The following is a 12,165-nucleotide window of genomic DNA, read 5'->3' as shown; positions in this document are numbered from 1 at the left end:
AGATTTGAGAATTGGCCTTGTTTCTCTAATTTTACCAGATCATTTTTGAAATAAGCATACAAACCTGTTTTAATGAACCGCACAGGTTTATATCCTTTCGGATATGAGAATTTTGTGATGGTTTCTTCTAGAATTAAATAATTATAAAATTACGGATGAAAGAATTAGCATTCAGAGATGCCATTCGCGACGCCATGTCGGAAGAGATGCGCCTTGACAAAAGTATATTTCTTATGGGCGAAGAGGTTGCGGAATATAACGGCGCTTACAAAGCCAGTCAGGGAATGTTGGATGAATTCGGACCTGATCGTGTCATCGATACGCCTATTGCGGAGCTTGGCTTTGCCGGGATTGCAGTAGGAGCAGCCGGTAACGGACTTCGCCCGATCGTTGAATTCATGACTTTCAACTTTTCTCTGGTTGCCATTGACCAGATTATCAACAGTGCGGCCAAAATTCTTTCCATGTCGGCCGGCCAATATGGCTGTCCGATCGTTTTTCGTGGACCGACGGGTAATGCAGGACAGCTTGGAGCGCAGCACTCGCAGAACTTCGAGAACTGGTTTGCAAATACGCCCGGCCTGAAAGTAGTGGTTCCTTCCAATCCGTATGATGCAAAAGGGCTTCTGAAATCTTCGATCCGCGACAATAACCCGGTTATTTTCATGGAATCGGAAGTAATGTACGGCGATAAAATGATGATTCCGGAGGAAGAATATCTGATTCCGCTCGGAAAAGCCGACATCAAACGTCCGGGTAAAGATGTAACCATTGTTTCATTTGGTAAAATGATCCCGAGAGTAGTGATGCCGGCCGTACTTCAGCTGGAAAAAGAAGGCATTGATGTAGAAGTTCTGGACCTCAGAACCGTTCGTCCGATCGATTATGCTGCAGTCATTGAATCGGTGAAAAAAACCAACCGCTGCGTAGTCGTGGAAGAGGCCTGGCCGCTGGCTTCGATATCCACAGAAATCACTTATCATATTCAGCGTCATGCATTTGACTATATGGATGCGCCGGTGATCCGGGTTACAAACCGCGATGTACCGCTTCCGTACGCGCCCACATTGATTGAGGAAATCCTGCCAAGCACAAAGCGTGTCATTGAAGCCGTAAAATCGGTTTTGTACAAGTAGTTCGCTAAATATTTAAGTAAAGCCATAACCGTAAAGGTTATGGCTTTGTTACTTTATAGCGGTTTGAGCAAATTTTACAGTTACTTTCAGAATAGAAAGCTATATTGATAAAATACTATTTCGAAATAAACAGAATACTAGTACTTTTGTATTTTAAAACGCTCCTTCATACTGATAACAAATTCAATTAAGATTATGCAAGAAGAACGTACAAGATATTCCGAAGAAGAATTGAAGGAATTTGAAGAGCTCATTCGCGGAAAATTGCAGGCGACAATGAGCGAGCTGAATTATATCAAAGGAGGTTTGAGTAAAAAAAATGACAGCGGTACAGATGTTACTGCGGGTTCTGCCAAGCTTGTGGAAGACGGCGCCGATGCCAGTGAGCGCGAAAACCTGAGCCAGTTAGCTGCCAGACTTCAGAAGTATTCCATTCAGCTGGAAAATGCTTTGGTCAGGATTAAAAACGGAACCTACGGAATTTGCATCGATACCGGAAAACTGATCCCGAAAGAAAGGCTGAGAATTGTGCCGCATACCCAGCAAACCATTGAAGCAAAACTGAAAAGAGCGAGTTAAGCTTTCTAATATAAATATAGCCTGAAAGTTGCCTGCATTCCGGACAGCTTTCAGGCTTTTTGTCTTCTGATCCTAATCTTCTTCGCTTCCCAGAACTTCCCTGAACACTTCCATCAAACCTTCCGAAGGTTCCTGGCCTTTGTTTTTATTCTTGAAATACTCAAGAAACAATTTTTCAACGCTTAGCGACAAGTCAATTTGAGATGCCGAATCGGAAAGTTCTTCTTTCCTGATCTGCGGAATAATCTGGATTAATCCGGAATGTGCTTCTGTCAGCCGCTTCTTGTCCGCCGCTTCCAGATAATGATCCGAAACAATGGTTAATTCCACCAGATCTTCCGGATTTTCTTTCAGCCAGACAATGGCTTCTTCAATATCCTGAAAACTTTTTCTTCGCAGCTTCTTGCCTTTCTGCAGTTCAATCGGTCTGTAACCGGCCAGTAATCCAGCTTCTGCTTCTATTATAATGACGTATTTGGACTGATTTGCTTCGGAAAAACTGTAAGCAAGCGGGCTGCTCGAATAAATAACCGGAGCAGGATTTTGCGAAATGACATGATAACGGTGCAAATGTCCGAGCGCGACATAATGAACTTCTTTCGGGAAGTTGTCTGTGTAAATGGCCTGCGCACCTCCGATATGAAGAATCGGGCGTTCGTCATCGGGTTCTTCCGGCATCGGTTCGCCTTTCTGCATGACAAACAAATGCGTGGTCAGCAGATTAAAGCCTTTATTATCAAAATACTGATCAGCCAATTCCTGCCAGTGATTCTGAAGATGGATTCTTAACGCTTCTTCCGAATCTTCGGTACCCAGAAAAGTTTTAAGACGCTGTTCATTTGCATAAGGCGTGTGTATGATCCGGAGCGGAATATCGGAATTGGGCAGTTTGAGTTCTATAAATCCTTTTGCCGAACGCATGATTTCCACTTTTCCTTGTGTGCAAAACGGCAGGATTTCTGTATTCGGAAAGCCGACAAAAATAATTCCGCAGACTTTTGCCAGCGCATCCGGAACCTGAATGCGTTCGGGTGAATCGTGATTGCCGGCGATGGCCACAACAGCCCTGCTTCCATTGGCAGAAAGCCGGTGCAAAGTGCTGTACAGTAATTCGGTGGCTTCGGAAGAAGGATTGAAGTTATCAAACAGATCTCCGGCAACAATGACGGCATCCACCATTTCCTGCTCTGCAATAGCGCATATTTCATCCAGTACAAGCCTTTGTTCATCGAGCCGGGAATGGTTGTCAAGCTTTTTGCCGATATGCCAGTCGGCGGTATGGAGAATTTTCATTTTGTGTAATTAATTTAGCGAAATTAACATTTCGTCCGCTAAGTATTGGAATATTCAACGACAAGGCCAGGGTTCCTGTATTTCTGGAAAACAAGTTTTTTGTTCATGAGCATATTTCTGATTTCCTGCCGGGAAAGTTCGGAAAATCATGAAAACAGTGGAATAGCCATTTCTTTTGATGATCATTTTATCAATGAATGGCATGATTTGCGGCCTTTGTTCCGGAAATACAATGCAAAGGTTACTTTTTTTATTACCTGTGGAAAAAGCCTGACGGAAGAAGAAATCCGTCAATTAAAAGCATTGCAGGAAGACGGTCATGAAATTGGCTTTCACGGAACCATTCATGGGAAGTCTACGGAACTTATTGCATCACTGGGTCCGCAAAAGTTTGCTGAAACGGAGCTTTTTCCCGGTCTGAACTATTTATCGGAAGCCGGCTTTTACCCGAAATCCTATGCACATCCGGGCGGCAATCATAATGATGAAGCGGATTCTGTTTTGTTTGCCAATGGTTTTAAGATACTTCGGGACGTGGCCATTTCCAGGCGGAAATTATACGGGATTCCGGTTTATACGCTGGCTCCAAGAATCATGAGCTGGATATTTTATCCTTTCGGGCATGAGCGGAAAGTGGACGCCCTTCTGATTGATACGGACGCCGAGTTGAAGGAAGAAGAAATGAATGAAGCCATTGAAAAAGCAAAGCAGACCAATTCGGCTTTAATGCTGTTCGGGCATGCGCCTTTGCATTCGGCGCCGCAAAACGGAGAATATGGATTTGATGTACGTTTTTTAGAAAAAATCCTTAAAGAAGCCCAACGCCGGAATCTGAAATTTTATACGATGTCACAGCTTCCGGATGTAAACAAGAATGCATTCTGAATTCAACGTCCGAACCGTTTGTCTTTAAATGCCAGCAACGGTTTTTCAAGGAAAAAATAAGAAAATGAAGCGACCAGAACAGATCCGGCAAAGCTTAAAATATACAGCCCGATCTGATAATAAATTCCGGTAAAATCAGGAAAATAGCGCTTTGAAAAGTTGATGATTAGAACAATGACGAAAACATGATAAATGTAAAGTCCGTACGATATTTTACCGAGATGATTCATAACCGGATTTTCCAGACTCACAATCGTGTTTTTATTGCAGGAAACATTCAGCACAAAAAAGGCAAAGAAAAAGGCGTAAACTTCCAGAAAACCGAAAAAATGAAGTCCTGAAAAGAACAGAACGGCAAGCATACCATAAGCTGCAATCTGGATGTCTTTTCTGAAAATAAATTCCAGAAAGCGCATTTTGCGATTGTAGACAAGCCATGCGCAAAATCCGCCCAACGCCATGGTCTGTATTCTGAACTGACCCAGAAATGTACTGATCATGGCATTTTGCGTTTGTTCAGGAACATGCACAAGCTGTAATCCCAGATACAAAAGCCCTGCAGTAATTGCCAGAAACAGCAGCAGGATAAAAATGCGCTTTTTGGGATATTTGATCAGCCATGGCCATAAGTAGTAAAATTGCTCCTCCACGCCGATTGACCATGTTTGCGCGCACCAGTAAGGAAGATCGTAAAGCACAAAAGCAAAGTTGGGCAACACGAGGAAAAGCAGGGTGAGGCGTTCGGTAACGTGGGTTTGCAGTTTTTCGTCTGTTCCGGGAAAAGCAAGTAAATCAATGTGCGGAAATACAAAAAAGGACAAGAAGACGATCAGAAAATAGATTGGCCAGATCCGGAAAACCCTGCGCAGGTAAAATTTTCCTGTATCCACATTTCCAAACCGGCCTTTTTCTTCCAGCAGCAAATAGGTGATCAGGAAACCGCTCAGCACAAAGAAAAGCCCGACCCCAAGTCGTCCGGCATGCTGAACAAGAGCAATTTCGTACAAATTATAAATTCCCATTGCATGCTTGGCCTGTTCCAGATGATGGAAAATGACCAGAAAAGCTGCAATGCAGCGTATGCCGTTCAGGTTTGGGAAGTAACGCTTTTTTTCCACTAATCCGCTTTCAATTGCTGCTTACTTTGCCTGATCAAACCATGTCATCCATCTGCCCTGCGCTTTCATCACCTGTTCGATCAGATCGCGGACTGCGCCGTGACCGCCATTTTTCGAAGAAATGTAATCGGCAAGTTCAAGAATTTCATCAACAGAATCAGCCGGACAAGCTTTGAGAACACCGGTCTGCATTACTTCATAGTCGGGCAGGTCATCGCCCATGAAAACAATTTCATCTTCAGTAATGCCGGTTTCTGCGAGGTATTTTTTAAAAATCGGCAATTTTCCATCCGGAGAAGTTCCTATGAAAATATCCGTAACGCCAAGATATTCGAGACGCTTGCGAACACCAACCTGATTTTGGGCAGAAATAATTGCAACGCGGTAACCAAGTCTGACGGCACGGTTGATACCATAGCCGTCTCTGACATTAAAAGTACGCGGCTGTTCACCGGTTTCAAGCGCAATAACGCTTCCGTCCGTCATGACGCCATCGATATCAAATATAAAAGTAGTAATGCGCCTGAAGCGATCCGTTAATGTAGAATCCATGACCAACCAAATGATGAATTCTGCAAAGATAGCCTAACTTTTTTCCGGACCGCAGCCTTAGGATCATTTAGAAATATAGAAATTCCTGATTTTATCGGTAAGAAGCCTGTAAATTTCAGTCCAGTCCTCATCGGTTTCCTGCAGATATTCCAGATGCCTTCCGGTGGTTTTCCAGTCGCCACGCTTTGCAGGGCCGGTTTGTCCGAGTGACGGATCGTCCGATTCTAATGCTTTCCGGAATGTTGTCTGAATAAGTGGTTTAAGCAGATCGAATTTCAGTTGTTCTTTTTCCAGCAGGCAATGAGAAATGGTCAGGAGATGATTGGTGAAGTTGCTTGCAAAAACGGCCGCGACATGCAGTATGAACCTTTCATCCGAATCCATCCGGTTTACATTGTTGCTTACTGTCTGCGCCAGTTGAATAAGCTTGTTTTCAATAAGTTCGTTTTTGGACTCAATGCAAAAAGGCAGTTCTTTATAGTCCATCTCCACCTCTTTTGTAAAAGTTTGAAGCGGGTAAAAAACGCCGGTGTGAACGTATACATCGCTGTAAATCTCAACCAGTTTCTGAAATTCCGCCAGGGAACGGGTTCCGGAAGTATGAACAAGGATAACGCCTTCGGGCAGCACAATGCGTTCAATGATGCTTTCGATGGTATCGTCGCTTACGGCAATGACGATCAGTTCCGCTTCACTTTCAGAGAAATTAAGGTCCGGCTGAATGTCGGTGTCATACAAATATGAAGCAAGCTGACGGGCTTTTTGGGTGTCACGGCTGTAAACTTCGCAAATCCAGTGACCGGCATCTTCAAAAGCCTGAGCAAGGTGCCAGGCGACATTTCCTGAACCAACAAAGGAGATTTTCATGTAAAAGGGTTTATAACAGCTCTAAGTTAGATCAGAAAATCAATTTTGCAAATCAATTTACCAACGGAGCAATTTGTTCCGGGCTTGTTACACCGTCCGGCAGTTCGAGAATCCGGATATTGCGAAAATGGATTTCGGCGCCTTCTGCTTCAAGGCATATGTAACCTCTTTTGCGTTCGGAACCGCGCAGCCCGTTTACAAATTTTCCATTAACGGATAATTTTACCATTCCGTCCACGCATACGACGACGTATTTGTTCCATTCACCTTTGCCCTAGCATCTTTTTTCAATGGATTTGCTGCGGGTTCCTCTTGGATTATCAGGAATGGCTTTCATGCCCATCGTCGGGAACAGTTCGCCATGCACATAAGCATCCGTTGCATTATGCTGATTGGCCCAGTCCAGTTCTAGCATTTGTACTTCGATGGCTTTTGTTAACGGGTCATTTTCAAAAGGCGTACCTTCGCTCCATACAAAAACGCCTGAATTGCCGCCTGCCTCCATGTGTTTCCATTCAATTTCCAGAATGAAATTCTCGTACTGCCTTTCTGTACGCATGACACCGATCGGTTTTCCGGAACATACAAGCGTACCTTTTTTCACTTTCCAGGTTTCTTTGGAAGTATTTACATCAATCCAGCCTTTCAGGTTTTTGCCATTGAAAAGCGGTTTGAAGGACAGCATTTCAAAGCCTTGCGATTTTGCAGGAACGCTGCATAGCATCAGAAAAAGAATGACAGTGAACGGTTTCATAAAGGTTAAGGAAGTTTTTGGTTCAGGACTGCTGTAAAGTCTGCACATGTAATTTGGGTTTTTGAAAAGGTAATCTGGCCGGGAAAGTAAGCATTTGCGGCACTATGGTTTGACAGAATTTCTTAACATACTTGTAATTCAATTTGTTAAACTCTATATTTGCACTCCCATTTTGCGATGGACTGTCTTGTTACAGTGTAATATATTGAAAATCAATTAAAATTTTTGTTAATCGTGGATACGTTAAGCTACAAAACCATCTCGGCGAACAAAAACACAGTGAACAAGGAGTGGGTTGTTGTGGATGCTCAGGATGCAATTTTAGGTCGTCTGGCCAGTGAAGTTGCGAAAATTATCAGAGGCAAACACAAGGCAAGTTACACTCCTCATGTGGACTGTGGTGATAATGTTATCATTATCAACGCCGATAAAATCAAGTTGACAGGAAAGAAAATGACGGACAAGATTTATGTTCGCCATACAGGTTATCCAGGAGGTCAGCGTTTTCAGACTCCTCGCGAGTTGCTCGAAAAACACCCGGGTCGTGTAATCGAGAAAGCCGTAAGAGGCATGCTTCCAAAGAACCGTTTGGGACGTCGTTTATTTACAAATCTGTTTGTTTATGCTGATGCAACACACCCGCACAGCGCTCAGCAACCAAAAGAAATCAAGTTGTAATTCATGGAAGTGATCAACACAATAGGCAGAAGAAAAACAGCCGTAGCCCGTATCTACATGACGCCGGGTAAAGGAGATATCAAAGTAAACGGACGCGATTACAAAGAATACTTTCCATTTGAAGTTCACCAGATTGTTCTTCAGCAACCTTTTGCTGTGATCAGCGGAGGAAATGGTTACGATCTTAAAGTAAATGTAAGAGGCGGCGGAATTACGGGTCAGGCAGAAGCAATCCGTATGGCAGTTTCCCGTGCACTTTGCGAATATAACGGAGAATTCCGTGGCGCTTTGAAAAAAGAAGGATTTCTTACACGTGACCCGCGTATGGTGGAACGTAAGAAATACGGCCGTGCTAAGGCTCGTAAGAGATTCCAGTTCTCGAAACGTTAATATGCAAATGTCCAGACAGTACTTATCGTGCCCGATGTGCTGTGCTGCGTAATTTCATTAAGACATTTTTTCAAAACATTAATCTGTAATGGCACAAATAGAATATAAAGAACTATTGGATGCAGGTGTACACTTTGGTCACCTTACCCGCAAGTGGGATCCACGTATGGCTCCATACATCTTCATGGAGAAAAACGGAATCCACATCATTGACCTGAACAAAACCCTTAACTGCATCGATCAGGCAGAAGCCGCACTGAAGCAGATCGTTCGTTCAGGACGTAAGATCATGTTTGTTGCTACTAAAAAACAAGCGCAGGAAATCGTAACGGAAGAGGCAAAACGCCTTAAAATGCCTTATGTAACTGATCGTTGGTTAGGTGGTATGCTTACAAACTTTGGCACAATTCGCAAGTCTTTGAAAAAAATGCAGACTCTTGAGAAGATGCTGAAAGACGAAACCACGGTTAACAACATAGCGAAGAGAGAACGCCTGATGCTTACACGTGAAAAGGACAAGCTGGAAAGAGTACTAGGTGGTGTAGCTGACCTTACTCGTCTTCCTGCCGCACTTTTCATCGTTGATGTAAAACGCGAGCACATTGCGGTTGCAGAAGCAAAAAGACTGAACATTCCAATTTTTGCAATCTGCGATACAAATTCAAATCCTGAACTGGTTGATTTTCCTATTCCGAGCAATGACGATGCTTACAAAGCAATTTCATTGATCACACTGGCAATCGGAAAAGCGATCGAGGAAGGTTTGATGGAACGCAAGCAAGATAAAGACGATCAGCGCCTTGTAGAGGAAGAAGAAGCTAAACGTCAGGTGGACAGAGGCAATGAAGAAGCAGCCCCTGCACTTCGTACGCAAATAGCTGTTGAAACAAATGCGGCTGAAGAAACAAGCGTAGCTGAAAATACTGAAGAATAATCAGGGCGATATGGACTTGGTTCCAGCAACCTTTCCTGTCTGAACAGATAAAAGTAGCCCATAGCCTTTTTGCTATGGGCTACAGTTTTTTTAATTCAACCGGAAACTGATCAGAGCTGTTCAAAAATGGGTAACTCCGGTCTTTTCTATCAAACATTAATAAATCATATTTAACCAAATCATGGCAATTACCGCTCAAGACGTAAACAAACTCCGCCAGATGACTGGCGCGGGCATGATGGATTGCAAAAAAGCACTTCAGGAAGCTGATGGCGATTTTGACAATGCTGTTGATATCCTACGTAAACAAGGTCAGAAAGTAGCTGCAAAGCGCGCAGATAACGCTGTTTCAGAAGGAACTGTACTCGTAAAAATCAGTGAAGACGGAACAAACGGAAAACTGATCGCTCTGGCCTGTGAAACGGAACCTGTTTCCAATGTTGAGGATTTCAAAAATCTTGCACAAAGCATTTTGGATAAAGCCGTAGCTGATAACATTGCGGATAAAGAAGCTTTATTGTCCGCTACATTGGCCGATGGCCGTCCGGTAAGCGAGCATATCGTTGACCTTGTAGGCAAACTGGGTGAAAAACTCGAAATTACTGCTTACGAAAATGTTACGGCTGATCAGGTTGTTCCATACATCCACTCCAATGGCAAACTGGGTGTGCTTGTCGCATTTACCGGAGTAAACGGAACTGATGTTAACGAACTTGGTAAGGACGTTGCCATGCAGATTGCCGCGATGAAGCCGATTGCACTGGATAAAGATGAAGTGGATTCTGTAACGGTTGAACGTGAAATCGAAGTCGGAAAAGAGCAGGCAAGAGCAGAAGGCAAGCCGGAAGCAATGCTTGAGAAAATTGCTCAGGGAAAACTTCAGAAGTTCTACAAAGACAATACACTTTTGAACCAGGAATTTGTAAAAGATTCTTCATTAACCATCCGCCAGTTACTAGAAAAAACTGCAAAAGGACTTACGGTTAAATCCTTCAAGCGTGTAGCAATTGGTGCATAGTAATTGCGCATAACAAAATAATATTGACAACGCCTGGTATCTGCTTGTATACCAGGCGTTGTTTTTTAATATTTACAAAAAATTAATTCCGGTTAATTTTTTGAACACACACTATCGGCGACATTGTGAAATCAGAATGGTTAAATCCCAATTAGATAATTATGCACGGCATAATTCAACGGATGAAGAGTTAGTCAAGCTTTTCCTCGAATCGCAGGACAATCGTTATTTTGAAAAGCTTTATGAAAGATACTCCTTTAAAGTGTATCAAAAGTGCCTTTCCCTGATCAAGGACGCTTCCAAGGCCGAAGATCTTACCCATGATGTTTTTCTTAAACTGATATTCAAAATGGATACGTTTAAGGAAGATGCCAAATTCTCAACTTGGCTGTTTTCAATTACTTACAACCACTGTATGGATCTGCTGCGCTCCAACAAAAAGAGGGTTGTGACTGTGTACGAAGAAACAGCCGATCTCGTTGATGACTATGATATACTGGCCGTCTTTGAAGCAGATGAAGTAAATATGCAAAGCCTCAAACATGCTCTGGACCAGCTGACTCTGGATGATAAAGCGTTGTTGTTCATGAAATATATGGACGATCTGAGCATCCGGGACATTGCAAAAACATTCAAGCTGACCGAAAGTGCTGTAAAAATGCGGCTGATGCGATCACGCGAAAAGCTGAAAAGAAAGTATTACGAAGCACTCCTCTTTCAATGAATAACTTTAAAAAGTAGGTGAAAATGTTTTATTTTAGCTGTTTGATGTAACTAATTTTACAATTGTTTACAGAATTATGGCATTGAAATTTAACCGGCCATATGATTTTGTTAGGCAGGCATGTTCACTAATATTAAAGTAAATGAGTGAGGAATTTCGTAGCAGCTTTCTTTTTCTTTTAATTCTGATTGCTGCAGTCTTACCCGGATATTCGCAACGTATTGTTGATTTTACCAATCCTGTTAACCTTGCAAAACTTAAATTACAAAAAGATACCATATGGCAGAAAATTGAGTTTGGTGCGAACTTAAATCAGGGATCTTTCAGCTCGAACTGGACGGGTGGAGGCGTAAACTCGGTTGCCGTTGGGCTGTTTTTCAATGCATTGAAAGAAAAGAAATCAGGCCGGAATGCATGGCGGAACGATTTTCAGTCGCAATACGGCATTGTCAGGAACAAAGGACAGGAAAGCCGTAAAAATGCGGACAGGATTTTCTTTGATACAAAGTATAACCGTGAACTGACTGCGAAATGGAGCTTGTTTACAAACATCAATTTTCTTTCCCAATTCTCGCCGGGCTACAATTATTCGTCAGCAACAGATTCTGTTTTCTTCAAAAGAAAAGTTTCCGGATTGTTTTCGCCGGCCTATGTAACCGAGGCAATCGGTATTGAGTTCCGGCCCGCTTCTTATTTCTTTATTGATTTTGCGCCCGGCGCACTTCGTCAAACCATCGTTATGGACAGATATTTATACGTCAACACGCCGGATCAACAAAATTATGGTGTTCCAATCGGAAAAAGATTAAGGAATGAAGCTGCATTATTACAGATTGTTGCCAATTTCGACAAAGACCTTGCTAAAAATGTAAACCTGAAATTCAGGTATCAGCTGTTTTCCGGCTTTGCAAAGCCTTTTAATACGGATAACCGGCTTGATGCCATGTTTACAGCAAAAGTAAACAAATACATCAATGCCAATCTGGGCGCTATCATCGTTTATGATGAAGATCAAAGCCGGAAAGTCCAGTTTGCACAAGCACTGAGCATCGGCTTTTTATACACTTTTAAATAATACTATTTGAGTTAAGAATTTCCGGAACGGAACTTTTTAAAATTCAGTAACTCAAACTATTTAAAGACATACATCAAAAAAGTTTCCGGGCAAAAATAAATCGGGAAAAAGAGGCGCATGCACATGCGTCTCTTTTTTATTATAGTTATTCGACAAGAGTAA

General features: G+C 42.6%; 13 protein-coding genes and 1 pseudogene. 9 read left to right on the top strand and 5 right to left on the bottom strand.

Features of this window, described 5'->3' with window-relative positions:
- The first annotated feature begins 155 nt into the window (after positions 1 to 155).
- Together FEM55_RS20395 and FEM55_RS20390 are read left to right on the top strand one after the other, a co-directional pair.
- Positions 156 to 1,136 carry a pyruvate dehydrogenase complex E1 component subunit beta gene (locus FEM55_RS20395; protein WP_138283245.1) on the top strand — a complete coding sequence of 327 codons (981 nt, stop codon included), beginning with the start codon at positions 156 to 158 and terminating at the stop codon, positions 1,134 to 1,136.
- Positions 1,137 to 1,328: 192 nt separating this feature from the next.
- Complete coding sequence (locus FEM55_RS20390; RefSeq protein ID WP_138283244.1) at positions 1,329 to 1,715, top strand: TraR/DksA family transcriptional regulator; 387 nt, start codon at positions 1,329 to 1,331, stop codon at positions 1,713 to 1,715.
- A gap of 72 nt (positions 1,716 to 1,787) precedes the next feature.
- On the opposite strand, the gene FEM55_RS20385 is transcribed toward FEM55_RS20390, so the two are convergent.
- Positions 1,788 to 3,008, bottom strand: a complete 1,221-nt coding sequence (locus tag FEM55_RS20385) for a metallophosphoesterase family protein (protein ID WP_138283243.1) — start codon at positions 3,006 to 3,008, stop codon at positions 1,788 to 1,790.
- A 105-nt stretch (positions 3,009 to 3,113) separates the two neighbouring features.
- Between FEM55_RS20385 and FEM55_RS20380 the strand changes: the two genes are divergently transcribed.
- The gene (locus FEM55_RS20380; RefSeq protein WP_138283242.1) at positions 3,114 to 3,893 is read left to right on the top strand and encodes a polysaccharide deacetylase family protein; all 780 of its coding nucleotides are present in this window, start codon (positions 3,114 to 3,116) and stop codon (positions 3,891 to 3,893) included.
- Positions 3,894 to 3,895: 2 nt separating this feature from the next.
- On the opposite strand, the gene FEM55_RS20375 is transcribed toward FEM55_RS20380, so the two are convergent.
- From FEM55_RS20375 to FEM55_RS20360, 4 genes and pseudogenes are all read right to left on the bottom strand, one after another.
- Positions 3,896 to 5,011, bottom strand: a complete 1,116-nt coding sequence (locus FEM55_RS20375) for an acyltransferase family protein (RefSeq protein WP_229209353.1) — start codon at positions 5,009 to 5,011, stop codon at positions 3,896 to 3,898.
- 21 nt (positions 5,012 to 5,032) lie between these two features.
- Entirely contained in the window at positions 5,033 to 5,563 is a 531-nt protein-coding gene (locus tag FEM55_RS20370; RefSeq protein WP_138283240.1) for a KdsC family phosphatase, read from the bottom strand.
- Between the two features lie 63 nt (positions 5,564 to 5,626).
- Positions 5,627 to 6,430 carry a Rossmann-like and DUF2520 domain-containing protein gene (locus FEM55_RS20365; RefSeq protein ID WP_138283239.1) on the bottom strand — a complete coding sequence of 268 codons (804 nt, stop codon included), beginning with the start codon at positions 6,428 to 6,430 and terminating at the stop codon, positions 5,627 to 5,629.
- Between the two features lie 52 nt (positions 6,431 to 6,482).
- A pseudogene (locus FEM55_RS20360) lies at positions 6,483 to 7,115 on the bottom strand (3-keto-disaccharide hydrolase).
- A 303-nt stretch (positions 7,116 to 7,418) separates the two neighbouring features.
- Between FEM55_RS20360 and rplM the strand changes: the two are divergent.
- From rplM to FEM55_RS20330, 6 genes are all read left to right on the top strand, one after another.
- Positions 7,419 to 7,862, top strand: coding sequence for a 50S ribosomal protein L13 (gene rplM / locus FEM55_RS20355; RefSeq protein ID WP_138283238.1), 444 nt, complete (start codon positions 7,419 to 7,421; stop codon positions 7,860 to 7,862).
- A gap of 3 nt (positions 7,863 to 7,865) precedes the next feature.
- Entirely contained in the window at positions 7,866 to 8,252 is a 387-nt protein-coding gene (rpsI, locus tag FEM55_RS20350) for a 30S ribosomal protein S9 (RefSeq protein WP_138283237.1), read from the top strand.
- Positions 8,253 to 8,340: 88 nt separating this feature from the next.
- Positions 8,341 to 9,186 (top strand): 30S ribosomal protein S2, encoded by an 846-nt coding sequence (gene rpsB, locus FEM55_RS20345; protein ID WP_138283236.1) that lies wholly within the window; start codon positions 8,341 to 8,343, stop codon positions 9,184 to 9,186.
- A gap of 181 nt (positions 9,187 to 9,367) precedes the next feature.
- Complete coding sequence (gene tsf / locus FEM55_RS20340; protein WP_138283235.1) at positions 9,368 to 10,204, top strand: translation elongation factor Ts; 837 nt, start codon at positions 9,368 to 9,370, stop codon at positions 10,202 to 10,204.
- A 136-nt stretch (positions 10,205 to 10,340) separates the two neighbouring features.
- Positions 10,341 to 10,928 (top strand): RNA polymerase sigma factor, encoded by a 588-nt coding sequence (locus FEM55_RS20335; protein ID WP_138283234.1) that lies wholly within the window; start codon positions 10,341 to 10,343, stop codon positions 10,926 to 10,928.
- 142 nt (positions 10,929 to 11,070) lie between these two features.
- Positions 11,071 to 12,003 (top strand): DUF3078 domain-containing protein, encoded by a 933-nt coding sequence (locus FEM55_RS20330; protein ID WP_138283233.1) that lies wholly within the window; start codon positions 11,071 to 11,073, stop codon positions 12,001 to 12,003.
- The last annotated feature ends 162 nt before the right edge of the window (positions 12,004 to 12,165 follow it).

The organism is Dyadobacter sediminis, from assembly GCF_005860765.1.
GTDB lineage: Bacteria > Bacteroidota > Bacteroidia > Cytophagales > Spirosomataceae > Dyadobacter > Dyadobacter sediminis.
This window is presented reverse-complemented; position numbering and strand designations above follow the sequence as displayed.

Excerpts from the sequence above, each read along its gene's own strand:
- FEM55_RS20395 (WP_138283245.1), top strand. The coding sequence starts at position 156 with ATGAAAGAATTAGCATTCAGAGATGCCATTCGCGACGCCATGTCGGAA.
- FEM55_RS20385 (WP_138283243.1), bottom strand. The coding sequence starts at position 3,008 with ATGAAAATTCTCCATACCGCCGACTGGCATATCGGCAAAAAGCTTGAC.
- FEM55_RS20380 (WP_138283242.1), top strand. The coding sequence starts at position 3,114 with ATGAGCATATTTCTGATTTCCTGCCGGGAAAGTTCGGAAAATCATGAA.
- FEM55_RS20370 (WP_138283240.1), bottom strand. The coding sequence starts at position 5,563 with ATGGATTCTACATTAACGGATCGCTTCAGGCGCATTACTACTTTTATA.
- FEM55_RS20365 (WP_138283239.1), bottom strand. The coding sequence starts at position 6,430 with ATGAAAATCTCCTTTGTTGGTTCAGGAAATGTCGCCTGGCACCTTGCT.
- rpsI (WP_138283237.1), top strand. The coding sequence starts at position 7,866 with ATGGAAGTGATCAACACAATAGGCAGAAGAAAAACAGCCGTAGCCCGT.
- rpsB (WP_138283236.1), top strand. The coding sequence starts at position 8,341 with ATGGCACAAATAGAATATAAAGAACTATTGGATGCAGGTGTACACTTT.
- tsf (WP_138283235.1), top strand. The coding sequence starts at position 9,368 with ATGGCAATTACCGCTCAAGACGTAAACAAACTCCGCCAGATGACTGGC.
- FEM55_RS20335 (WP_138283234.1), top strand. The coding sequence starts at position 10,341 with ATGGTTAAATCCCAATTAGATAATTATGCACGGCATAATTCAACGGAT.
- FEM55_RS20330 (WP_138283233.1), top strand. The coding sequence starts at position 11,071 with ATGAGTGAGGAATTTCGTAGCAGCTTTCTTTTTCTTTTAATTCTGATT.